This window comes from Ruminiclostridium herbifermentans, assembly GCF_005473905.2.
GTDB classification, from domain to species: Bacteria; Bacillota; Clostridia; order Acetivibrionales; family DSM-1351; genus Ruminiclostridium; species Ruminiclostridium herbifermentans.
This window is the reverse complement of sequence record NZ_CP061336.1, coordinates 1,121,188-1,147,434: the sequence shown is the minus strand read 5'-3', so window position 1 is coordinate 1,147,434 and position 26,247 is coordinate 1,121,188. Positions and strand designations below refer to the sequence as shown.

General features: G+C 31.3%; 21 protein-coding genes and 1 tRNA gene. All 22 read right to left on the bottom strand.

What is annotated here, in order from left to right:
- Positions 1–26: 26 nt before the first annotated feature.
- Positions 27–2,927: a phage tail tip lysozyme gene (locus EHE19_RS04995; protein WP_137698102.1), complete on the bottom strand. Its 2,901-nt coding sequence runs from the start codon at positions 2,925–2,927 to the stop codon at positions 27–29.
- Between the two features lie 122 nt (positions 2,928–3,049).
- The gene (locus EHE19_RS04990; RefSeq protein ID WP_137698103.1) at positions 3,050–3,358 is read right to left on the bottom strand and encodes a WXG100 family type VII secretion target; all 309 of its coding nucleotides are present in this window, start codon (positions 3,356–3,358) and stop codon (positions 3,050–3,052) included.
- A 156-nt stretch (positions 3,359–3,514) separates the two neighbouring features.
- The gene (gene essC, locus EHE19_RS04985) at positions 3,515–7,423 is read right to left on the bottom strand and encodes a type VII secretion protein EssC (RefSeq protein WP_137698104.1); all 3,909 of its coding nucleotides are present in this window, start codon (positions 7,421–7,423) and stop codon (positions 3,515–3,517) included.
- A gap of 63 nt (positions 7,424–7,486) precedes the next feature.
- Positions 7,487–10,261, bottom strand: a complete 2,775-nt coding sequence (locus tag EHE19_RS04980; RefSeq protein ID WP_137698105.1) for a hypothetical protein — start codon at positions 10,259–10,261, stop codon at positions 7,487–7,489.
- A 13-nt stretch (positions 10,262–10,274) separates the two neighbouring features.
- Positions 10,275–11,072 (bottom strand): copper amine oxidase N-terminal domain-containing protein, encoded by a 798-nt coding sequence (locus EHE19_RS04975; protein WP_137698106.1) that lies wholly within the window; start codon positions 11,070–11,072, stop codon positions 10,275–10,277.
- A 192-nt stretch (positions 11,073–11,264) separates the two neighbouring features.
- Positions 11,265–13,451, bottom strand: coding sequence for an Mbeg1-like protein (locus EHE19_RS04970; RefSeq protein ID WP_137698107.1), 2,187 nt, complete (start codon positions 13,449–13,451; stop codon positions 11,265–11,267).
- Complete coding sequence (locus tag EHE19_RS04965; protein WP_137698108.1) at positions 13,448–14,095, bottom strand: hypothetical protein; 648 nt, start codon at positions 14,093–14,095, stop codon at positions 13,448–13,450. Before EHE19_RS04965 ends, EHE19_RS04970 begins: the two co-directional genes overlap by 4 nt.
- A 355-nt stretch (positions 14,096–14,450) precedes the next feature.
- Complete coding sequence (locus EHE19_RS04960) at positions 14,451–15,599, bottom strand: hypothetical protein (RefSeq protein ID WP_137698109.1); 1,149 nt, start codon at positions 15,597–15,599, stop codon at positions 14,451–14,453.
- 19 nt (positions 15,600–15,618) lie between these two features.
- Positions 15,619–15,942, bottom strand: coding sequence for a WXG100 family type VII secretion target (locus tag EHE19_RS04955; RefSeq protein WP_137698110.1), 324 nt, complete (start codon positions 15,940–15,942; stop codon positions 15,619–15,621).
- A 399-nt stretch (positions 15,943–16,341) separates the two neighbouring features.
- Positions 16,342–16,638: a WXG100 family type VII secretion target gene (locus EHE19_RS04950; protein ID WP_137698111.1), complete on the bottom strand. Its 297-nt coding sequence runs from the start codon at positions 16,636–16,638 to the stop codon at positions 16,342–16,344.
- A gap of 86 nt (positions 16,639–16,724) precedes the next feature.
- Positions 16,725–17,537, bottom strand: a complete 813-nt coding sequence (locus tag EHE19_RS04945) for a DUF5050 domain-containing protein (RefSeq protein ID WP_137698112.1) — start codon at positions 17,535–17,537, stop codon at positions 16,725–16,727.
- A gap of 16 nt (positions 17,538–17,553) precedes the next feature.
- Positions 17,554–17,784 (bottom strand): EsaB/YukD family protein, encoded by a 231-nt coding sequence (locus EHE19_RS04940; RefSeq protein WP_137698113.1) that lies wholly within the window; start codon positions 17,782–17,784, stop codon positions 17,554–17,556.
- Positions 17,785–17,806: 22 nt separating this feature from the next.
- Complete coding sequence (locus tag EHE19_RS04935; protein WP_137698114.1) at positions 17,807–18,304, bottom strand: hypothetical protein; 498 nt, start codon at positions 18,302–18,304, stop codon at positions 17,807–17,809.
- 39 nt (positions 18,305–18,343) lie between these two features.
- Positions 18,344–18,820: a hypothetical protein gene (locus tag EHE19_RS04930; protein ID WP_137698115.1), complete on the bottom strand. Its 477-nt coding sequence runs from the start codon at positions 18,818–18,820 to the stop codon at positions 18,344–18,346.
- A 24-nt stretch (positions 18,821–18,844) separates the two neighbouring features.
- Positions 18,845–19,039 (bottom strand): hypothetical protein, encoded by a 195-nt coding sequence (locus EHE19_RS04925; protein ID WP_137698116.1) that lies wholly within the window; start codon positions 19,037–19,039, stop codon positions 18,845–18,847.
- A 21-nt stretch (positions 19,040–19,060) separates the two neighbouring features.
- Positions 19,061–19,942 (bottom strand): hypothetical protein, encoded by an 882-nt coding sequence (locus EHE19_RS04920; RefSeq protein ID WP_137698117.1) that lies wholly within the window; start codon positions 19,940–19,942, stop codon positions 19,061–19,063.
- The gene (locus EHE19_RS04915; RefSeq protein WP_137698118.1) at positions 19,939–20,922 is read right to left on the bottom strand and encodes a hypothetical protein; all 984 of its coding nucleotides are present in this window, start codon (positions 20,920–20,922) and stop codon (positions 19,939–19,941) included. The genes EHE19_RS04920 and EHE19_RS04915 overlap by 4 nt, the downstream gene beginning before the upstream one ends.
- Positions 20,900–22,369, bottom strand: a complete 1,470-nt coding sequence (locus tag EHE19_RS04910) for an ATPase, T2SS/T4P/T4SS family (RefSeq protein ID WP_137698119.1) — start codon at positions 22,367–22,369, stop codon at positions 20,900–20,902. Before EHE19_RS04910 ends, EHE19_RS04915 begins: the two co-directional genes overlap by 23 nt.
- Before the next feature lie 13 nt (positions 22,370–22,382).
- Complete coding sequence (locus EHE19_RS04905; RefSeq protein WP_137698120.1) at positions 22,383–23,210, bottom strand: CpaE/TadZ family protein; 828 nt, start codon at positions 23,208–23,210, stop codon at positions 22,383–22,385.
- Positions 23,183–24,079 carry a flagellar biosynthesis protein FlgA gene (locus tag EHE19_RS04900; RefSeq protein WP_137698121.1) on the bottom strand — a complete coding sequence of 299 codons (897 nt, stop codon included), beginning with the start codon at positions 24,077–24,079 and terminating at the stop codon, positions 23,183–23,185. Before EHE19_RS04900 ends, EHE19_RS04905 begins: the two co-directional genes overlap by 28 nt.
- A gap of 1 nt (position 24,080) precedes the next feature.
- Positions 24,081–25,436, bottom strand: coding sequence for an AAA family ATPase (locus EHE19_RS04895; RefSeq protein ID WP_137698122.1), 1,356 nt, complete (start codon positions 25,434–25,436; stop codon positions 24,081–24,083).
- Between the two features lie 727 nt (positions 25,437–26,163).
- Positions 26,164–26,240 (bottom strand) — tRNA-Asp (locus EHE19_RS04890).
- Positions 26,241–26,247 lie beyond the last annotated feature (7 nt).

The window sequence follows — 26,247 nt, the reverse complement described above, 5'->3', positions numbered from 1 at the left end:
TTATATTCCTTTCACACTGAATAAGTTCAACTATTACCCATCATTACATTGTATATGTCTATTGAACTATTCCCTCTTCCTTTAGCTTTTTCATTAAAATCACGTGGTTTTTCATACTTTGAACAAACTATGCTACCTGCTCCATATGCAGCATCAGCTCCATTTATATTACCATATTGAGATTTCCAGTCTTTATAAACATCACTGTATCTTCCTTCTAATTCCTTTACAACCATTAATCCCTCTGCTTTAAGGCATTGCTCTTTTGTTGGATAACCATTTTCCCCACAAATCTCAATGTAACATTCAATTAAGCCCATAGTTCGACCACCAGTCCATTGAATAGAACCAAGTCCAAACTTCCCTTTATATCCATCCTTTTCTAGCTCCTTAAGTAATTCATATGTCTTTTTTATTCCAACCTCTGAAATATTTTTTCCAGAAAACACATTTCTATAGTCATAATTTTTATCCATATATAGCAGATATTCTGGTTCTTTTTCTGGATTACTTTTATAATTAGAGCTTTCAAATTTGCCAGCCGATCCTTCAGCCATAATATTGCCAAGAACCCCTGCCACAAATTCTACTTCATAACCTTTATTAAGTAAAAGACTAGCTACATATACCATTGATTCTTTCTTTTCTTTAGACAAACCTAAGCTGGTATCATTTTTGAGCCTATCAATTATGGCATTACCAGTAACTACAGGTTCTTTTACTTCATCTACTTTTGGCTTGTTTTCATTGTTCTCCTTAGGCGGCGTTTCACTATAATCTTTGGTCTTTGGCACCTTCAACTTTTGTCCAACTGATATTTTATTAACATTTGTAATATTATTTAGCTTTGCTAATTCTGCAACGGTTGTCCCAAATTTCTTTGCAAGAGCACTTAATGTGTCTCCGCTCTTTACAGTATATGTACTATAAGTAACAGAATTATTTACTTTTGTATCAGGTGGATTATTATCTTTATTAGTAGTAGTATTATTACTATTATTAGTAGCACTTGGAATCTTCAGCTTTTGTCCAACTGATATTTTATTTACATTTGTAATATTATTTAGCTTTGCTAATTCTGCAACTGTTGTCCCATATTTCTTTGCTAGCGCACTTAATGTGTCTCCACTCTTTACAGTATATGTGGTGTAAGTAACTGAATTGTTTACTTTGGTTTCAGCTGCACTATTATTAGCACTTGGAACCTTCAACTTTTGTCCAACTGATATTTTATTTACATTAGTGATATTATTTAGTTCTGCTAACTCAGCTAAAGTTATGCTAAGCCTCCGTGCAATCTCAATTAATGTATCTCCGCTCTTTACAGTATATGTAGTATAAGTAGTTGAATTGTTTACTTTGGTTTCAGTTGCACTATTATTAGCACTTGGAACCTTTAATTTTTGTCCAACTGATATTTTATTTACATTTGCAATGTTATTTAATTTCGCTAATTCGGCAACTGTTGTTCCATATTTCTTTGCCAGCGCACTTAATGTGTCTCCACTCTTTACAGTATATGTGGTATAAGTAACTGAATTGTTTACCTTGGTTTCAGCTGAACTATTATTAGCACTTGGAATTTTTAATTTTTGTCCAACTGATATTTTATTTACATTTGCAATATTATTTAGTTTCGCTAATTCGGCAACTGTTGTTCCTAACTTATTAGCAATTGCACTTAATGTGTCTCCGCTTTTTACAGTATATATATTGGAATTGGTGGAGTTATTGGTATTAGTAGAACTATTGGTATTAGTAGAAGTGCTGGAATTTTTGGATTTATCTTCCTTTTCCGGAGTTTGCACAACAGTATTCCCTGCTGTAACACCTTCAGCAAAGTTCGGTCTACAAATATAGTTAAATAAGCCTTGTATGGTATTAGAATACTTTGAATCCCAATCATTAAACTTGGCATTTTTACTACTACTTAAATTCATATTATCTTTTCCAGCTTCAGTTACAGTAATAGTACCTGTATGTGGACCTTTTCCTCCACTTGAGTGAGCATAATATATTACATTACCTTCAACCTTGTATACAACTCCAATATGTCCTCCATTATCAAAACGTATATAATCACCTGGTCGAACATCAGCAAAATTAGTTATTTTGGTGCTATATTTAAGAGAAGTCATATTTGCTGCACTAACACCGTAAGCACAAACATCTTTTACATTTTTCAAATCGCTTATATTATTTCTATAGTACTCAGATGCTTTTCCATTAGTAGCATTGTCAAGGACTCTTAATACAAAACCAGAACAATCTATTCCAAGCTTTATATTTTCTTTTTTAGCTAATGCTATTATTTTTTCTTGAAGTTTTGGATCATCTGCCTTTAAGCCTTGAGCAATCATCTCCTTATTAAGTTGCTCAAGGGTCATTTTTCCTCCCCACTCATAATATATTTGTAGGTTATCACTCTTTTTTCCATTAGCATCAGTAAAAGTAAAGTTAACGTATTTATCAACCATATCTGTCAGTTTACTAACATCAACAACACCTTCTTTATTAGCTGCTGCTGTAGTATTTGAAACACTACTTTTGTTAGTAGTAATTGAAACATTAGATAATGTGCTTCCAACAGATGCTGCTCCAAACGAAAATTCAGCCCCTGCTTTCATAATATTTTGCATAGCAAGCTCATCTTGTCTGTACTTATCTGCTGTCTGTTTTAACACTTTTGCATTGTCCTGTAGTTTATTTGTTATAGATTGAGCAAGTCTCCTTATTTCTATCAGTAGTTCCTGCATCTCTGATGTATTATTACTAACATAATATTCAGAGTACTGGGCATTCGTGTCCCGTATCAAATTAGTTATCTCTCTATGTATACCCGTCTCGCTATTCTCTATTAATTTGTTTAGTCGATTAATTTCAGTTGCTAGCTCTTCAATTTTATCCGGTTCTACTACTGTGCTCATTAACTTCCCCCCACATAATTAAATACCTATTATATTCTTGATTTATAGTCTCTTTAAGACCAATCAAATAACTTCCTATAAACTTAGCCACTTCCTAGAGATGTCTTTATCCGAAAAAACATTTATTTTACCGAATAGGAATTCTTTCTATTTTGTTCTCTCTGCTTAATCTGCCTTTCATTTTCTGCTCTTTGAACATTGTTTGATAAACTGGTTGTACAGCTTTCAAGATTTCTTATTTTATTATTTAATGATTTTATTTCATTATGTATTTCATTATACTGGTTCCTGAAAACTTTACCTGCATCAGCTTTCCACCATGTTTGCGAATTGTTTACATAGTCCTTACAGCGATCTCTCCCTAAGCTAATATCTTGATTATTTGAATTTATACTTCTTGCCTTATTTTTTATCTCGCTAGGTGTAGCCATCTAACAATCCTCCATTAAAGTTTAGTAACTATAATATCTTTTCGTCTTTGTACAAAATATTTAACATAAATAATATGTAATATTCCGTAGTTTTCTTAAATTACTGGAAGTTAAAACTATGTGGGTCAAAAGAGTCTCTCTTAAATGCTACATATATTACTTATAAGAAATTGCACTACGCATCCCTACGAACTTATTTTTAGTAATAAAATAACCATCTCCAATTTCTAGTTCTCTCTCTTGAGTACCATATGGAATCTTCACATTAAATACACTTTGCTCCTTTATTCTTCCAAGAAGTACTCCTACTTGTTCTTCCCTTATAGCTTTCGCCAAACTATCCCAATTCCCTTCAATTCCCGAAGTATTATCTAAGGCAATAATAGCTATCTTTAAGTTTCTTTCCTGCTTTACAATTCTCTCAAGCAAATCTTTTAATGAATAATTATCGCTGTTGGTTAATTCAGTTAGATTATCTATTATAAATACAATTTGCTGCCAAGAATCTTTCAATTCCTCCAAATCACCATTATCTTTTTTAGCTTCTTTCATTTGCTCTCTTCTTAATTCAATTTCTGCTGTTATACCTTCCACAAATTCAGACATATCTTGAATTCCAGCAACGTCTATAACAGATGGAAGTTTAAATAATTGGTAGATTCCCATTGAATTTGAATCAAGTGCATATACCTTTAATTTATCTGTACCAAGTTTTTCGTGAAGAATTTCTATCCAGGATACCACCAGAGTACTTTTTCCAGACACTGGTTCCCCTGTAATTATAACAGTAGGCGTTGCCGCTATATCCAAGCAAACCGGCTGAAGATCATTATTATTAAGTCCAATAACTAATTTATCTGCATTTATATTGACTTCATTTATGTCTATCCTTGTAGGCATCTCAGGAATTAATTGTGCTTTCTTAACCTTAGCACTATGCATATGATTTTCAAATATATTAATTATATCCTCAACACTTTTGTTTTTAAATTCTGGAAGAGAAACTTGAAGTTCGACAGGTGGTTTGTTTCTCACTAATGCTCTACCTGGAATAGGTGCAGGCTCTAGCCCTTCTGTCCTACCTACAATGTCATTGTACTCACCTTTTTCAGTTAATTGGAAGGCTATAGCCATCTTAAAGTTTACTGAGAATTTATATCTAACCAGCGTTGCATTAGATACTGTCACTGTTAAATAGATGCCATATTTAGTTCCTTCTCTAGCTATTAACATCATTCGTTCATCTACTGACTCATAAGTTTCAGATAACGCAAAATAATTATCAATAATAATTAGTATCGCTGGTAAAACTTCACTCTTATTTTTTTCTTTAAAGTCATTGAAATTCTCACTTCTATATCTCTCAAACAATTGCTTTCTTTCTTCAATTACCCTAAAAATATAAAGCATAAACTGTTCTATTCTTGTTTCTTGCTCAATAGTCATAACTCCACCACAATGAGGAAGCCTATCGAATTTTTTTAATGCTGTTCCACCAAAATCCATTATGTATATATTAACGTTATTTGTCGAATATTTGTGTGCTAATGACATTATAATTGTTTGGAGTAAATATGTTTTTCCTGTTGCTGCAGCTCCATATATAATTAAATGTCCATCTTTCATATAATCTATTGCTAAAGGTTCCTGAGTTTGTGCTCTAGGATTGTCAAGTATACCTACAAGCGGTCTTAGTTCAACACCTTCCTGCTCCCAGATTCCCGATTGATAGTTAAATCCACTACCTTCTTTATAAATATCATCTAGGTACAAAACATCCTGTAGTGGTGGAAGCCATGGTCCATTTAAAGGAGCAATGCTATTTTTCTTTGCTTGTGCTGCTATATACTCAACCATTGCTTTAAGTTGAGAAGTAAGGTCTACACTTGCTATCTTCTCTTCCTCTAACGGATAAATTTGTGTTGCTTTACCGTTCAGTGATACTTTATATAGTTTCTTCTTAATATTCTTATCTGACTTCATTATTCCATCTGGGTCATAATCAGCTCCAGACCATGTAGATTGAAACAGCTCAAATATTTCATCATTACCAACTTGAATATACGCACGCCCAGGTTCCTTAATTCTTGCAGCATCTGGTCTTTTTATTACGTCTTTACTATCTGCCTCATCCTGAACCTTTAAACATATTTTAAATCTAGAGTTACTCCATATCTGGTCATCTACAACACCCGCAGGTTTTTGAGTTGCTAAAATCAAGTGAACACCTAGACTTCTTCCTACACGTGCCGTACTTACTAATTCCTTCATAAAATCTGGTTGTTCAGCCTTTAGTTCAGCAAACTCGTCCGCTATCATTACTAAATGTGGAACTGGTTCTTTAGCCACTCCATTATGATATAGCTTTTGATATTTATCTATATTATTTACCTCATATTCAGAGAAAATCCTTTGTCTCCTCAAAAGCTCACTCTTAATTGAAAGTAATGCTCGTGTAGTTTGATTTCCACCCAAGTTTGTAATTGTTCCTACCAAGTGAGGCATTCCTTTAAATACATCAGCCATTCCACCACCCTTATAATCAATCAATACAAAACACAAATCGTGTGGATGAAAATTAATTGCAAGAGAAATAATGATAGACTGTAATAATTCACTTTTTCCCGAACCTGTAGTTCCGGCTACTAGACCATGAGGACCATGACTTGTTTCAAATGCATGCATGTCAAGATAGAAAAGTTCTCCTCCCATACGTGCACCAATAGGCACACTCAAGCCTTTATAGGTTCTATTTTTATACCATTTTGTTAATATATCTACTTTTTCTACTCTATCAACATCTAACATCTGTAGTAATGTGATTGATTTTGGCAGTGAGAAATTAGCAGTAGAGCTTTTTATTCTAATAGGACAGAGTTTTCTTACTTCTCTCTCAAGTTCTGAAATATCAATACTATCAACAATAATGGTTGATTTTTCTCCTGTTTCCTTATTAGCATATTCCGCATTTTTATTTTGACATGTTATAACAGTTTTGCAATTCATAGGAAGATACGATTGGCTTTCTGCTGTAAAAATTGCAGATACACCAATATCCTTATTGCAATTGTATAAATACTTTGCGATTGCTTCGTTTTCTAGCAAGGTTGCATCCTGTATAATAAATACATAATGTGTATACTTTATATCACCCTGCCATCCTTTACTTGCATTCATTTCTCGGAGCTTAAAAATTTCATAAAGGCTATTTAATGTCTCATGAGCCATAGTCTTCCCGCATGCAATAAATCTTGCAGTAAAATCTTCATTCCATACATGTTGTACATTTTTTATAAACTTCCAATTCTCCAAATCCTCTTCTTTAAGTAAAAATACAAGCTTTACATCATCATATCCATGGTGGGTTATAATCTGTAACACTGCTAATCTCAATATATCAGTAATCCTTTCAGCAGGACCCGCTATACCACATATCTCAGATGAAATCAGATTTAAGCAAACAGGTACATTGTTTACTTTGTTAAATTCCAATCCAATCTTTTCTGGCTCGTTTGCTAGTGGATCATTGTCTAATTGCATCTGTTGCTTTGAATATTTAACCTTTATTGACGATGCTACACTACCAACACCAATTCTTAGTGAAAGAAAGTCATTATATGAAGGTGTTTTTTCCCATAGTTTACTATCAGTGTTCTTTATTCTTTGTAAACACACTTTAGGGTCTGGATGCATTTCATTCAATGCTTTTATTTGTTTTTCACTGGCAATAGCTAGTTCTGCTCTAGTGTCAGCAATATATTGAAGATATTTTTTTTCCCTGTTCTTCTTGTTTTTTCTATATTTTTTTATTTGATTTGTAGCAGCAGATACCGACACTATCAAAGTCATAATTGTTGTTGCAATAGAAAGAAGCATATATGAAGACTTTGAACTTAGTGAAATAATAACAGTAATTATCAGCATTACTCCTGGAGGCAACAACATTGCAGCCCAAGATATTTCAGGCTTATCGGCCATAGAAGGCGGACTTTGTACTTCAAGTTCGCCACATGGAATTTCTGGTAAAAACCTTGGTTGTCTACTAAATTCATTTTGTTTATTCATTATTTAATCCTCTCTAAAATTATTTCTATTTTCTAAACTATTTAGCATATAAATCCTTATTTATCAATAAATATCATCATATATAGATCCTTTTACAGATACCTCTATCTCATCTAATGAAGAAATCCCTTTTAATGTTCCGAGCTTTTTATATTCATTATTTGGTAAGGAAATATCATCAATCCATGCTTTTACAGTATACTTTCCATTTGGCATATGAGCATATGTATATAGTTTTTTGTTTTCTGGATTAATTTGAATAGTAACTACTGTTTCTTCAGTAATTTTGTAAATATGCTGACCATCTTTAACATATTCTCTATACTTATATTTATCCTGACTATCACTAGTTCCCGATTCACTATAACCTTCCAGTATGTTCTTCCAGAATACATGTGTTCCTTTAGAGTCACTTCTGTCCTCTGTATGTTCTATTTCTTCAACATCCTTAGAGTACCGCCATTCATTATCATTTCTATCTAATACATTTAACAATACTATATTGTTAACTCCTGTGTTATCTTGCGCTGTTAATGCTGCTGACTTCCTTAAATAACTGTTTCCGCTTTTTGACAATGGCTGATTTTGAATGTTTACCACTTTTTTATTGTTATCTATATACATTAAATCAGTTTCGTATCTAAATGAATTAATTACTGAATTCACTAAATCTTTATGATCCTTTGTATCTGCTGTAGTTGTCTTGTATGTCACCGTTTTGACAGTAAAAGTATATTCCCCTGTAGGATTGAAGTAGTATCCTGATTTTATTGGATAGTCTACATACTTATAGTCCACATCCGATGCAAAAACAGCTCTATCATTTGAGGATTTCGTTGATTTTCTTTGTCTTGCAGCCTCTCTACTTGCACTATAATCTTGTTTCATTGTCCTTACAGTAGACCACTTAACATTTCCGCTACACTGCTGTGTAAAAGTTCTTTCGTATTGGCCTGGTACTGGTGTCCAGTCATATAAAGAATTATCTACATCCTGATGACACATCCAACGAATGACTTTAAATAAGTATGGCTCACTTGTCCAATATAGTACTTTCTCAAGATAGTCTTTTGTATTGCCTTGTATTTTATTGTCATACTGCTTTGCCGCTATAGTTTTCTTTCCATTATAAGTCAAAGCTGATACTTTGATTGTATTGGTACCAGAATTAAAATCCGCTGAAACAGATGATCTTTTTTCATGCCCATCGCAATATGAATAATAATGAGTTTCTGTTTTTCCATCTGCTCCCGTCGTAGTATAACTGCTAGTACGACACCCTCCGCATTTCTCTATCCACATATATGGTCTACTTACTGAACCACCAAAATTAATATTTCCACTCTTAACTATCGATGTTGGACCATTTATATATTTGCCATTTAGTGGATCATCACCGAAGTCAGGTCTTTTAAACGTAGCATCTATGTCCGGACTCCGAGTTATCGTTGTACTTGCTTCATTTACCGCAGGATTATTGTTTACCTTGAAGTTTCTAATTAGGTTAGGTGAAGTGTTATTTACACCTAATGAGCCTGTAGCATTACCATCCCAACTACCTTTAGGCAGACTTAGCTGTGCAACTGCTGTTGTAAGCGGAAAATTTACATTTCTTGACAATATATTATAATCTAGTTCCATTTCTGCACTTATTTTATTAGTTTTTACTTTATTTATTGTGGTCTCTAAAACATTATTTAAAAGATTTTTCTCTTCAGGATTTTTTCCATCGCTGTTTATTTCAAATTTCACCTTAACATTATTATTTGGCATTTTTAATGAAGCATATAGTAAAGCACCTTTTTTAACTGGTATGTCTACTTCATCGCCTCGCCCTTCTGCTTTGCCTGGAAATTGCAAATTGCATTCAGAACTTAATGGTGTGCCATCTTCATTTGTAATTTCCCATTTATAAGAAACGTCTTTTAAATCGGTATTGAAAGTTGATTTAATATTTACAGATATTAAGACTTCTTCACCCTCTACTACGCTTGATTGTAGAGATTCAAAACTTGCTGAAATATCATTTTCAACCATTGAAGCTGGTATAAATCTAAAGAAATCGTAATACATATAATTATTTATTAGTTCACCATCACCATAATAATAGAATGCTATTCCTACTCCCCAAGAATCATATGTTGGTGGTTGAATTATATAAATATAATCTTCAGGGTTGTTTTTAATACCTGGTGGTAAATCATCATAAATATACTTAATAAAATAATCACGTTCCCCAGTTTTTTGTTTTATGTTATCTGGTGTAAAATCAGAATCACTTATCCACTGCTTCATAACACTATAAGTTGTGGAAAACGTATCTGGTTTATAATCTAGCCATTGCGTTTTACGTTTATCATTTGGGTCATCAGGTGACAATTCTTTAGTTATGCCTTTATCTTTTGCGTCCGGTAATACCCATGGGAATTTAATCCATCTTTTTACACTTTTAGTCGTTGTTGTAACAAAGCCAGGGTTAGCATATGGGTCATCACTCATTGAAAATCCTAATGCTCTTGGATATCCATTTCTATCCTGAGCTGTGTCTGCTCCATATTTTGTAGCTTCGTATTTACCATCTTCAACAGTGCCATATACCAATATTGGTTTATCCCCGAATAATTTGTATCCTTTTTCCGCAAATTCTTTATTAATAGTTCTATTTTTTCTATTCTTTTCCTCAAAATAATTTTTTCTTCCAAAAATATCCTCCATGTAATCGTTAGCTATTTTTAGTGTATCAAGATAATTTTGTGCATTAACATATGAATATGATAAATTTGTTAAATTAATAATAAATATAATTAATAATATTGTACCTATTTTTGATTTTTTCAACTAATTTCCCACCTTAATTATTTGCATATTTTTTACTTGTTTCTTCAGTTAAATAGCATATGTCAATATTTGATGATCGTGATTCCTTTATCCAAATATATCGCTTTGATTTATTATCAAAAATAAATTCTTCTGGTAACTCATCCCATCTAGATTTTTTTTGTTTTATATGATTTATTACTTGTTTCACTGTAGTGCTATCACATTTTTGAGATAATAATTTTTCCACTTCAACTATTTGCTTATCAAAATTTGGATTTAAAAAGTCAACAACAAATGTCGCATCAACTCTATCATCACCAACTGGTTTAAAGACTAACAATTTATAATCTAGTGGAACTTCAAAACCTGCAACAGTCTTTGTTCCTGTCTTTAAAGTTCCCGTAGTAATATAAACAGTCTTGATACTACTATCCCATTCAACACTTGCACCAAAAGATTCTGCAATGTACTTTGCAGGTACAAAGGTTCTGTCATCTTTAATTATTGCAGCCGTGTCCATTAATTTCTTTTGACCATTTAAAGTATACTCTTTCTTTCCTATGTACAAAATTAATTCTATACCGTCTGAAACAAATATCGCCCTTCTGCCTATGCTATCCCATGTTACTTTTGCACCTAATGCTTCTCCAATAAACTTTGCTGGTGTTTGTGTTCGGTTATTTTGATCAATAAAAGGTTGTGCATCTGGAAAAGTAAGTTTGTCTCCATCTACTACAACACGTAGCGGTAATTGCACTGCACAAGTCAATGATAATGACATCAATGTTAAACTCATAATAAATGCTAAAATAAATGCTAATTTTTTCATAAATAATCCTCCAAAAAAATTTATATATTACTACACTTTTTCTTATTAATGTAGATTTATAACTATATAAAACAACATTCAAATCTAGCTCATAGGCATACTTTTCTAAAAAACCGATAAAATATAGACTTGATATTTTACCGGCAATGAATGAATTTAAATAATACTTAACGTTAGTAAACACCCACTATTTTAGTAATAATTAACCTGTTGACAAAGTAAAGCTTCTTTCTGACTATACTGGTCTAACGCATACCTGAGTCCGTTATCCTTTCTTTGAAGTGCATCATAAATCCTTTTATTACTCTTCTCTATTTGAATACAAATACTATTGACCCTTGATAATTGCTGCTGGACATAGGATTCACTATAACTTCTGCCAACATCACAAGTCACTTTTTCTGCTTCCCTAATAATCTGAGTTACACTTTCTTCAAAATAACTGTTTAAGTTTCTCGTTTTCTCTCTCAAATGAGCTAATCTAACCAAATCTATAACTAACTTTCCTGTGATACATCCTTTTATGACACCAGTTATTATAGATTGTTTGAAGCTTTTAAATGCAGATGTACATTTCTCCCCCAAATTATTTATTGTTCCTTTTACATACGAAACAAGATAATTAGCTCCTTCTTTGAAAGCCTCATATTGAATTCCTATTTGCTCTTTTGCTGAATTTATAATTTTTTCAGTAGTTTGTTTTACATTATTCCAAGTATCAGATGCAACGTTTCCAATACCATATATAATGTTTTTCACTCCAACTTTAACACCTGTAAAGAAGCTTGAAATAGCATTAGTAGCTTTTTCTTTTAAGTCATTTATCCCATCTACAATAGCTGTACCTGCACTTACCGCCGTATCTACCACTGCTTCTCCTACATCTATTACAGCATCTACCACTGTTTCTCCTATACTCACAATACCGTCAACAATATCATTAGCAAGTCCGCCAATAAAACTGGTCACATTATCCCAAGCTTTTTTAATTTCAGACGCAAACCTACTTAGCACAGCTCCTAATTCTTTAGCATAATCCAATAGTTCACTTCCAATCTGCTTTATCCCGTCAACAATTGAATTGACTAATCCTCCTAGAACCTCTAATACAGCACCTACAACTTCCTTCAAATTTGTAATCAGGAACGAAGCAGCATTTTTTATAATAGTTTCAAATAAGCTACCAAGCAAAACATTTACTGCAACAGGTATTCCAACAAGATAATCTACCAAAGAAACGCTATCACCATTTACAGGTACTCCGCCTCCGAGAAGATTCTGACATATACCCATCATTGCAGCAGTAACTCTTGAACGTAATGCCGGTGGTAATGACATAATATTCGCTGAAACTGTTTGAATATATTTAGATAGCTCTCCCTGTTCAGTTATATTACTAAAAGAACCGTCTATATCTAAATAAGCATCTGCATAATGATGTTTAGCTTTATCTGAAAGACCATGAATAAAGCCATCTTTGAAGCCATTCAGAATACCCTTTTTAATGCCTTCTATGCCATCTGCAAAACCAGCTATAATGCCAGTTACAATACCCTCTTTAATGCTATCCATAATACCATCTACAATTTGAGATTCAAAATATGTACGGTTCTCCTCAGGAATCACTGGAATACCCAGTGGATTTACATAATCATTTTCAGCATAAAAGCCGAACATTTTATTAACAGCTTGCAAATATGCCTCTTTTCCATATCTGCTTATAAATTCCGCAATTGCTTCTGGTGAAAAACCTTGTCCATCGAAGTTGAAGCAATTATTTATTAAGTAATTATACTGAGAAGTAATTGTAACATATTGTGCTTTATTTCCACCTTTAGAGTGTCCACTAATAATAATATTTGCATTGTTATCATCATATCCATTAGCCTCAACAATACGCTCAAAATATTCTCTAGCTTCAATTTGTTGAGGAGTTTCTACGCCTAACCCAGATAGACCTTTCCCATTATCAATCCACTCACCAGCACCTGTTCCCCTATAAACAACAAATACATTTCCTGATGTGTCATTAAAAGTACATGCTTCAAGCCCACCTACTTGATAAGATGGATTTGTCATTAGACTGCTTTGATTGTCTATTATCAAATTAGCAAAGTGTTCATTTGATTTACATGCGTTGGCAAGGATTTGGTATTGGCGCTGTCGGTCTGCATAATCAGCCTCTGAGCCTTTTTCATGATAATCGAGATATTTATTATATCCATCAGGGCTATCATAAATTGAACTAAGTTTACTTATTATTCTATTTAATGTCCAACCATCCTCTACCTTGACATCTTCAATATCTAAATACATTAAAACATTCAATAATGCGGCTTCATTTGCCTGAGATAGAGTATTGTCATCGATGTTACTCATTTTATTTTCCTCCACTCACTGTATTCAAGCTTATAAGATTCATCTATTGTAAAATCCCCTCTCATCAATAACCAATCAGCTTCTGTTGCTCCTCTATACAAGTCATTAATATTAGAATCATTAATTAAATCCAATTTCCCATCAATGACATAAAAAATTGTCAAATCAACTTTACATTGTTTCTCTTCTAATTTTTTGCGTAATTCTTCTAATTTCTCATCCTTATTAGTTTTATAGTCAGGATCATTTATACATATTGCTAACGAAATACCCATATTCTCGCTACAATATTTTATATATTCATCAACACTCATTTGAGGTGTTGCACTTCTTTGAGGTGCTCTCTCAGTACGATATATTACTTTACTTGTAGAATATATAGGAGAAACTATTTCAGTCATAACCTCCTCAATCTTATCCTTCATTAAATAACTTACATAGTTATCAATCATTTCACCAGTTTTTTTGCCTCTTCTGACCATGATATTTACATCAGGAAACCTTTCAGATCTTACATATATTTCTGTATCAGGAGCATTCCAGCCCTCAGTACCTCCTCCTACAACCTTAAAATCCTCGTTATATTTATCCTTCATATACTTTTCAACTTGTTCATTAACTGAAAGTTCATTCTGATTTGTCATACATCCGCACACTCCTATTAATATTATTATTGTTAATCCAAACAGCAGAATATTTTTGCCCACTTACTCCTACACCTCACTTATTTAACAACAGTTTATATTCTGATATAGACTTGTTACATGCTCTATGTACTAAATGTACAAAAAATTAAGTAATTACATTATTTTACTATAAATAAATTTAAATGGTTGCTCTAGGTCAACTAATATAAAAATAAAAACGCCGCAAGTTATCAGTCAAGTACAACTTATATAATTTAAAAAAATGTGTATTTTAAATTATATTATTGTACAAAGATTTTTCTAAATTTATGCTCTAAATTAAGTTCATTATTATAGGTAAATTGGTACTACTCTATTCAAAACTTAACTTTGGAAAAACCGAAAGAGAATCTAGATAATTCTGCCTTTCTTTATCCAAAAAGTCTATTATTCTTTGCCCTTCTTTTTCCAATATACTCTCCACATTTATGTAAAATTCTTGCATTAAATCATCTACAAATAAGTTTTTTTCTAATGCAAATACTCTTATTCCTGTCAAAATAGTTTCAACGCTATTGTATATACCTTTAACTAATTTAACCGAATTAAATGATTCTTTTTCAGCAAATTTACAAATTCCTTCTTCAAAAGCTATTCTATCTAAATTAAAAATTTTTTTATCAAATCGTAATTCCATACTTTTCATATTCTTATAAAGTTCATTTTCAATATATTTAATTGCATTTATTGTCGAATTTTTTATTCCTTCAAAATTTAATTCATCTACCTTTAAAAAAATAGAGTACAAGTCGTTCTCTAACCAATTTTCATCATTTGATTCATTAAAAAATATTTTCCAAACTTGTTCATCAATATCTCTTTCAATGCTATAAAACCAGCTACAAAATTTTGAGTATTCACTCTGATTACCAATAATGGGTTTGCCATTTTCATCAAATTCAAGCGTATCAGAATAATATTTATACCCATTATATTCCACTAATTTCTGTTTGATAAAAACAACTTTTTCTGTAAACTTCCCAACAGGTTCATTTTCTCCAACATAATTTGTTATGTTTCCCAACAACTCCTCTGTACTAGGAGCACAAAATACAATTCCCTCAGCATTTAAATGTGGTACTAGATGACATGCATATATCCCACCAAATTTTAAACCAGTTATAACACATTTTCCTGTTGCAATATTATTTCTTACAAAATCAACCAACTGATTCTGATATTCCTTACTTAAACTATTGCCACCTAAATCCTCTGTTGAGGCACACACAACGCATGTATCTCCGCAATTTTCCTTAAAAATATAAGTTGAAACAGCTCCTATAGTTTTTGAATCAATTAATTCTAAGCCTAATTTTTCAAGCATATCCTTTGATATGGAATTCTTTATAAATTCTGATGAATCTTGAAGTGATTCATGCACATTTACAGTTTTATCTATATTACTCAGTGTTTTTGCATTTAAATATTCAGAAAGTAATAGATATTCTTTTTCAGCAAGCATAATATCACCCTTTTATTACTCATTTTTTAGCCTGAGAGGATTTTCTTCTCAACTCTTCTAAACGTATTCTCTCAGCTTCACGTCTTCTTTCATCATCTGCACGTTCTACAGCTGATGCCAATCCTTTCAACGCACTTTCTAAATTACTTATTTCTGCGTACAGTCTATTTATTTCAACTTCAGTTTCATTGTAACCTTGTATAAATGAAATACTACCTTTACCCATCCACCAAGATTTTAAATCTCTCACATCACTTTTTAATCCACTTTCTTTTATACGCAAATCATTTCTCTTATCGTTTATTTTTCTTGCAGAATTTTTTATATCACTTGGCGTATACATACCATTCCTCCATATGCAAGTCTATTAATACAATTTAATATGAAATAATTATAGTAAGTTGAGCTTCTTGAAAAATAAACATAATCTAACCTACTACAACACACAGTGGTAATTGTACTGCTACTGCTTAAGATGGTATCATTGAAAGACTAATAATTATCTCTAAATAATAATAAAAACATTTCAATAATTTCACTTTTTAAGTATCTCTAGAAGAACCTTTCCACCATAAATAACTCATCAATCGTATTTTTAATACTTAGAATTTCTTTTGAATCAGTAACAACACATAACGAAAGTATTTCATCTTTTGTCATAATAAAAAGGTCCTTTAACCAATTATATTTAAAATTTATATGCAAGTGTGATAAGCATACGCTTATCACACTTGAGCCTCAATTATACGTTAAGCTGTCTTGCAATATCCGCATCGGCATCTTGCTTTGCTTTTGCAACTTGGTCTACAAGCTTATTATAGCCCATTATACATTCATTTAGGCTTTTAACGATTTTATCTTTTGTAGTTCTGAAGTTGTTTATAAATGCCTCTTCTGAACCACCAGACCACCATTGTCTTACATCTTCTACTTGTCTCATCATTCCCTTAAGATCATTCTCAAGTTTCTGTTGTTCTTGGTTAAGCTTAGTTTTTAAAGCATTTGCTTTGTCAAAGTCAAACTTTTGTTGATTTGCCATAGGTTTTTTCCTCCTAAAAATGAAATAGTATTTATTTACAAACAGTACAACTGTTTAGTAACATATATGAATGTTATAAAGTACTTTTATATAAATAATTTCTCTGAATTTCCCCCTGTTATCGAAATACTTTTCCATTCATTTCTTGCATTATAATATAAAACATCCTCAATTATATGTAAATTATTTGCACCTTCACCACAAATACGAATACAACTCTTGTTATCTAAATTAATTCTATAGATTGAGCTGTCATTATTTATATTGGTACAATATAAATATCTATCTTTTGCATTTATGCTAGAAGCACATATATCAGTATAGGTTTCTAAATTTTCATTTTTCAGATTAAATATTGTTAATATATGCTTATTTTTTTTGTCTGTATATACTAGAAATTCATCCATTAACAGCATATTCAATGCTATTGAATCAGAAATTTTATTAACCTCATCTCCCTTTGTAGAACAAGTGTATATTCCTGTTTCACTAGAGTAAAATATTTGCTCATTCTCAATAATAAAACAAATTACCTGTTCAATTGTAATTTTGTGTTCGCTCTTCCCATTTAATAAGCATCTATATATTTTGCCATCATTTTCGTTAATATAATAAATCCACTCTCCACTTGTTAACAATCCATAACAAGGCTTTTCAAGAACTACATTTTCTTTATTACTATATATGTCATATCTGCATAACCAATTTGACAGTCTTTGATCACTATAATAAATACTGTCTCCTTCACAGTTCATAAACCAAAATAAGCCCTCTTGTAATGCTGGTTGTCCACCATACCTATCTATTATGTAAGTTCCTTTGTAGCTGTGGATATCACATACAAATAGTTTATTACCAGCCTTATTTACAAGGCCACCATTTAAATTGTTAAAATTCATATTTTTGCTCTCCTTACTATATTAAAGTAAGCAATGCTCCTGCACCTACTCCTTCATCCTGTAATGTTTTACCGTTATCTAAGATTCTTCCTAAAGGTTCTGCCTGCAATCTATTTCTATCATTTAAAAATAAATTAAAAGACTCAGAAAGCATAGAAAGTATCTCTGATATCTTAACAAATGTAGGTACCTTTAAATCTATTTCTTTCATATTTTCTGTTTTAAATGTTACTAGTATATATTCCATTTAGTTAAGCCTCCCACATTAATTAGTTTCTAACTGACAAAAGAAGCATACGTTCTGATGTAATCTTTAAAGTCGTAGCATCTCCACTATCTTCAGCTAGCTTTAAATACTTGGTTTTAAACTTATAGTCACTTTCTGCATATACTCGAACCTTACCTACTACTTGTTCAGTATCATAATCTATATCACTATTAAAACTCAAAGTAACTTTGAAATCATTATACTTACCATTGTTTGATTTAAAAACTACTGTCGTCCCATTCTTACTTACTAAAGTCATATTCATTGCTTTCTCGAACGCCTCTGAAAAATAGTCAACAAAAAGATCCTCATCCACTTCAGCATCAAGATTTATCATCTGGTCGTAGATGAGGCTTCTATCCTTTGCTGCTCTACAAGAGTTTGATATTGCACTCCCAACAATGATTTTTTCTCTGTATACATTTGCAGTATCGACTAATGGTTCAATTAAAATGGACAAAAAAACTACTAATAACATGCCAATTGCTATGTCCTTCATTATCCTTTATCCTATTCTTTAAAATGCTTGTCTGTTATTTTAATAATCAAATGGTAAATCCTTGTAATGCTTCAATCCAACTGGTTTCAATGTGAAGGATACCGGTATATGACCCTCTATGTCTTCCCCCCACAGCGTTATTCTTGGTATAAAGTCTGCACTAATGGTGATTGTGACTTCCTCTCCTCTTTGTAAGTATGGTTTATTGTAATCAGGGTCATCTGCATATCTATTTTCATCGTCATATCCTATAGCAGTACGACCATATGCATTGGTTGCAGTAATACTAATTTTAGAGGCACTATTACTAAAAATAGGAGTACTCTCCAATTTATAAAGTACATCCTCATAGTATGATTCTTTAATATAATTATCGCAGGAAGCAACCTGAGACAAGTTAAAGGTTTCTATAACCAATGTCATGTACCACGGAAAAAATACAACTAGATTTGAAAACAACAGAATACCAGCTGACACAAGTATGCTAATTAACATAGCTTTCGCTATACCTTGCATTTAATATCACCACCAGTTCTATTACTAACTAATTAAACTCTCTATTTGATCCATAAACAGCTGCCAAACTTGACTTATCCATCCGCTAAGATTACCATTTATAATAGTAATCGCAAATCCTATTAATACAATTGCAGCTACAGTAAGTGCAATTCCCTTTATACTAACATCACCTCTTTCACTCTTTAATTTTGCTTTTAACATTTCATTCATTTTCATAAAAATTCCCTCCTATTATTTTTATTGAAACATTTTTAATGATGCCAAAATTGTAAAAAGATAATATATTATAATGTAAACTATTAATATAGCTACAAGAGCGATTTGAATCTTTGAGTTGCTACTTTGTCTTTTTTGTAGTTCGTCTTCAAGTGCTTTTACTCTATACTCATCTACTTCATTTTTTAAATAAGTCATTTGAGATACATTGTCATATCCATTTAATCTGGTTTCCATGATGTCACAAAATTTTAATATGTAGTGTAGCGGCACTCTTTTTTTAAGTTGCTTTAATGCGTATTCTTCACCATAGTCAATGTTATCTAACATTACTCCCAACTCTTCTGACATATCTGGATTTGCATTTGGTATATAGTCTTTAATTACATCTGCTAGATAAATATTTACTGATTTTGAATATTGATAATAGACCATACTGTAAAATGCCGGAAAGTCTAAAGATATATTCTTATTTTTTCTCTCAATTGTTTTCTCAAGTTTGTCAACAGGGTACATCCATCCAAGTATTATAAAAATACCTGTTATACAACCTAAAAGTCTATTTGCACTTAACATAAATAATGTTAATAATACTGCACCTATCAAATATGCAATTTGTGTAATTCTAATTTCCTCTGGTGTTTCATTCAAATCAAGTCTGTCTATAATCTTTTGAAATCTTACCCGTTCCGCCCGTCCAAGTATCTTTTTGCCATATTTAGATGCTAGTTGTCGCTTCATCTTAAAAATTTTCTTTTTATAGTTATATTTCTTTTTCTCTCTAGCAAACTCTCGGCCACGCTTTTTCTGCTTTTTACTTACAGGTTTATATATGGGATATAGAAACAACTTTACTAGATAAATAATAGATAAAAATGCACAAAGCTTAGCAAAAAAAATCATTTTGATGAACCCCCATTTATTAGTGATCCCTGTAATGCCTGACAACGTGCAAAACTTACACAAATAATGCTGATAATTGCTGTATTAATAAGCTTTCCAAATTCATTAAACAGCATAAATTCTCTAAAATCTGTTACACTTAAAGCATATAAAAAGAATAAAAGTATTAAAGCAGTTTTTATTATAAAATCCTTGTTCATTTTCCTAAATATCCTGTCTTTTCTTAAATTAATATCCCTTAAAACTGCATTCTCATCTACAATATCTAAGAAAATATCTGCCATACCCTTTCTCTCATTATATTCAAATACAATTGCTTTCTTAGTAAAATTGTCAAACTTAGGGCCTAGCTGCCTATTTAAAAGAGTAATGGCTTGTTTAAAGGAATACCCGTTATTTTCACAATTATCAATAAATTGTTGAAAATAAGGTCGTATATTAGGGCTAATATACTCATCATTTTCCATTACCTTTTTTATTGCTACAAGTACTCCATCACGAGCAAGTGGACATATAATATCTTCTGCATCCATGATATCCTCAAGCAATTGAGACTTAATTGCTTTTGACTGCATAACAAAATACGTCATTATCCCTATAATAATAGAAATGGTAACCATAACAGATAATGTTACACTTTTCATAAACATAACAACTATCAGAACCATTATTGCAAATGCAATACATAATAACGATGTAAAGCTTTCTAATGTAAGAGGCAGATTAAAATCAAGTATAAATCCTTCAACCAACTGATTATATTTTTCAAATATATTCTGATTTCTTTTTTTTATTTTTTCTCTTTTTACTCGTGCAATATATCTTTGAGTATTGTAGTTACCTAAATGCTCCGCTAAGGTACTAATTATATCCAGTATGAATTTTGATATTCCACTAAAAAATTTAAGATCAAATATATTGTTAATTGTAATAAAAAACACAATACCTAACATTAAACTAACTAATAAAGTTGTATTCATCAAATTCATACACCTCTTTTTCATCTTTCTTAGGATCAGTAGTCAGAAATTCAAATCTACTTCTCTTTATTCCTGCTTTTAACATTGCCTGTTGTACATTTTCAGATAACTTTCCAACTCTTTCATGCCTTCCAACAATCTTTAAAACCTTATGAGTAGATTCTTCCTCAATAACATCCTCACACACAAATCTATATATTTGATTAACAATTGGTTTCAAACCATTTGAACCTATTACTTCTGAAATTGAAGTAACTTTTCTTGTACCATCTGCTAACTTTTCTTGAAATATTACAAACTTTAATGCACTGCATATATTTCTAAGAGCTAGCTCGGCTGGCTCATTTGAAGCCATAAGGTATGCTGTCAAGAATCTATAAATTGCTTCTGTATCTCCCTCGGCATGTAAAGTGGAAAAGAAGTAATGTCCAGTCTGAGCCGCTCTTAATGCAGTAGCAAACTCTCCTGGTGTTCTAAGTTCTCCAGGACCAATCCAATGTGGAGACTGTCTCATTGCATTTACAAGTAAGTTTTCCATAGTAGCAGGGCTAGAATCATCATCATCTGAAACTGATTCATATTGAAGGACATCATTTATTATCTTACCGTGTTTACTATTGCCCTCTCTTCTTATGAGTCTCATTTCTGAGGGATTCTCTATTGTAATTATTCTTGATAAAGGATCTATTTCTTTAACAAGTAATTCATTTAGTGTAGTTTTACCACTTCCGGTAGGCCCAACAGTTACCCAAGATAAATCTGCTTTCGGTATTAATGAAAGTAACTTAAACATGTTAACTGAAAAAGATTCATTCTTTATCATTGACTCAGAGGTAATAGACTTTTTACTAAATTTTCGAATTACAAATGCAGGCACATCATAAGGCGAAATTTCAGCATGTGTCGCATTTACTCTGTATCCCTCTATTGTCCTTGCATTTACCATTGGAATCTTAGGTGTAAGACGAACCTTTGATACACCTATAAGCTTTGAAATAATTCTTTCCATATGCTCACGGTCACTAAAGTGCTGTTCCCATTGGATTGTTTTTCCGCCAGATTCCACAAATATCTGATCTGGTCCATTTGCTCGTATCTCATCAATTGATGTATCCTCCATAGCCTGAGTAATAGGACCATATTGAGTTATTTCATCTATTAAAGCTCCTTTTAATTTTGCAAGATCAACATATCCTTCAACAACGGGTTTTTGAGTATCTACAAACTCATATATATATGACTTTGTAATCTCACGTTTTCTAGCAGGATCGCTTTCACGTCTAAAAGCATTTGTAGCTACTTTAGTAATATACTTTTGGCATAGTTCTAAAGCTTCGTCAAAATTTATAGTTGTATACTTATTTTTTATTTGTTCAAAGTCTTCGTTGGTGTTTGTTTGAAAAGATACCTTCTGTTGCATATCACTGATTTTACCACGTGTAAGCAATTCAATACCCTCCTTACTGGTTTGAAAGTAAATTAGCTAGTCTTTTAATTTCTTTATCAAAGTACTTATTTACTACAGGATAATCTCTTATGTATAAATTGCCATCTAAATAGCATGATAGTGCCGCTTTAACAAATGGTAGTACTGCAACTATATTAAATCCTAATTCACTTATTATTTTATAGTCGAACTTTATATCTTGAAGATTCATAAGGATAACACTAGTGAATTTTGCCGTACTAATTCCTACTGATGAAGCAAAATCCAATAATTTTATCATATTGCCAGTAACCTCAACTCTCTCTGTTGCTGTAAAAAAGCCAACATGGCAGTATTTCATTGCACCTAAACAAAATTCTAAAGGTGGGTTGTTTGGTATATCAATAAGTACAATATCAAACATTTCCTTTAGCTCTGATATTACTCTTTCTATACTAGAAAAAGAAAAATCAAAATATTCTTCAATTAAATCTTGTGGGCTTGGCGATAGAAGAAATAATTTTTCTTCCTTTGTTGAATTTATTTCATCTCTATAATCAACTTTATCGCTCTTTAATACTTTAATTAATCCGTTGCCTTTCTTATTAGGACTAACACCTAAAGCATGATATAAATTTGGGAAAAATACTTTAAAGTCAACAATACATGTATTTAAACCTTGTTTTGCTAATAAGTACCCTAGATTACTTATTAGTAAAGTGTTGTCAACACCTTCACAAGCCGGTATGAACCCAACTACACTATATATTAATTTCTTATCATTAATCTCTGCACCTATCATGTCTTTAGCTGAGATCTTTTGAAATATACTGTTTATTGCTGATTTTCTTTTTCTATCCATTTTTCTACCTCACTCTGTAGTGTTGGGAGCTGATTACCTATAACATTAGAATCTTTTCTACTTAAAATAGTAATTAAAAAAGATTTCCCTTCAAATCCATTGTATTTTGCAAAATTATTGATTTGTTGCATAGTGCCTTCTAACATTAGTGCTTTAGGTTGAATATTCTTCAGAAACTCATCGCTTTTCATTACTGATTCTCTTTTGTCTTCGCTAAGTCTTGATACTTCTTTATATACCTCATATATAGAATGGCTGTTTGAATTAAGCATGTCCTTAATGACTATATCATCAAATAATATCTCTGTTTTTATTGTTTTATCTTGAGTTTGTGTAATTACCAAATTGGGATTATCATACGATTCTTGTGGAACAGTTGTTTCCTCAACCTCGTATGAAACTCTTATTCTGACACGGTCTCCAGGCATTAGAATATCACCACCACACTTTAAATAATCGTACGGTAGTGTGATAACCTCATTTTTTTCATTAACTTTATATAGCCACTCATTTTTTACAGGTATTTCATCTCCAACTTCATCTTTATAAATAACAGTTTTATCTCTCATATAGTTTTTTGAATACTTACCAATAATTGAAGACATATCCTCTGCAAGCAACATATCAGAAGTATACTCTTTTTTAATCAAGTTATATTTTTCGATTTGCTTTTCAGTTATTACTGAGTTTGCCTGAATTCCTCCATTTTGTCTCACTCTAACAACTTCTATTGTCTCTCTAGAATCTTTATTTGAATTGTCTATAATAATAAAAGAAACAACAATCACTACTAAACTTAACATTACTGCAATTATCTTCTTAAACAAATGCTTATTTGGCGTTACACTTTTTACACTACTTAAATCCATTTTACTTTACCCCTTCCATTAGTCTTAGAAGTATATTCCCATAATTTTTTTCGTATTCAGTACTACTATTGACAATAGGTATATCTGATTCAATTTGCTTATCAAATTCAAAAGAATATGGAATGTATCCTGCTAGATTAATTTCATTTCTAAAGTTACTACTTATCCCAGAAGTCATGATTTCACACACCTTTTCTGGAACAAAATACTCCTCTTGAAATTTTGCTCTATCATTATATTTTGTCACTACTACTTTTGATTTTGAGTTAACATACGATATACTTTCATTATTAAGTACAACTTCTATATTTCTAAGTGTACTCAATATTCCATATATACTATTAGGAACACATAACCCAAAAACATCTATATGTATGATAGCGTCTTCAAATACTTTTAGTAAGTCTAGAGGCATATCTAAAATGATTACATTAAACTTACTTCTAAGTAATGATAATAAACCTACCAACTTCGTAGAATTATAAAAATGCTCTATTAACCTTTTATCATTAAAAGAATATCCTAACGATGTTACCCAAAAGTTCTCGTTTACACAAAAGCAGGAGGTTTTATAATCCTGTGGCTTAGCAAGTGTTCGAATTAGCGATGCATTCATTTCTTCATTTTTATTTGATGCTTCATTGAAATTGCTAAAATATGCATTACATCCCCTATAATCAATATCTAAATCAATGACTATGGCTTTTAATCCCCGTTTACTTGCTTCACAAGCCAAATTTATAGATGTACTTGTTAGTCCACTGCCCCTATGTCCTGTTATTGATATAACTCTGCTTATCCCTTTACTGATACTTTCAAAATCTCGTTCTAATTGGTCAGTAGGATTATATTTATTCTCATCTTTATGACTAGATTTAAACCTGTCAAAAAACGACCTTTTCTTTTCGGTATTAACTTTCTTTATATTATGTTGAGAATCTTTTGAAATATTTTCTAAAGGTTTAGTTCTTTGTGATAAATTTATTAAATATTCCATCTCTCTATTTAAAATATTTTGAGATAATCTTATGTAATCTATCGTAACTACCTTTATGTTGTCAGATTTGATATAATTTTCTAATAAAAATTGCTTTTTAAAATCAGTCGTAAAGATTAATATTTTAGCATTATTAATATTATCCGCTAACAAAGAAAAAGTTAATTTATCAGTTTCATCCCACTGAAAAAACACCTGATCAATAATTACAATTCCATCAACTATCGGTTTAACATTTTCGAGGTAATCATTTACTTCAGATAATGAAAGCTTATCATTTTTATTTATTATATCAAATTTGCTAGAGATGAATTTCACAAAGATGTCATGCATACTGTTAGAAACTAGTATAATTTTCATTTGACTTCCTTATTTCCTTATTTCCTTATTTAATTATATTTTGGAATTTTGCAAATTAATTTTATCACAATAGTAAATTATACACAATATTTATTATTTTTCAAAACAATACATTTAATTAAAAATTAAAACTTTTTTAATTACAAAAAGTATATACTGCAAAATTTTGTCGTTTTTTGTAATTGATTTTTGCATAATTTATGCCTTTAACTTTTGACTTTTCTGTTTCAATAATCTAAACTATTAACACCAATAGACAATGATGTTATTAGCATAGCGCTAAAGCTCAATTTTCTATTTCTTGTTAATTTTTTCTTGGATTTATTACAAAGTTATTCTTAGAAATCTCCTTAGAATGAATCATTGAATGAATCATTGAATGAATATTGAATGAATAATAATATCTAGTTTATTTTTGATTTGTTGCTATACCACTCATACAATAACCCCTTAAAAAAGTAATTATTTAAGAGTCTTTACCGTATTTTTTATTTTGTTAACAAAAAAAGCAGAGAATTTTCTAAAAATGTATCGCTCTCCAATAGTTATATTATGGTCTAACTTTTAGGAGTCTGTACAGTTTTTAATAATTCTCTACTTTTTATTATTCTAAACTTAATGACATTAGGCATAGTAGGGGGATGTTATTGTTAAAGACTAAAAAATCCTTTCGGCTTATAACCAAAAGGATTTTTTACTGATTTATATCAGTTTATTAATTTTAAAATGGCGACCCGGAACGGGCTCGAACCGTCGACCTCCAGCGTGACAGGCTGGCATTCTAACCAACTGAACTACCGGGCCATTTAAA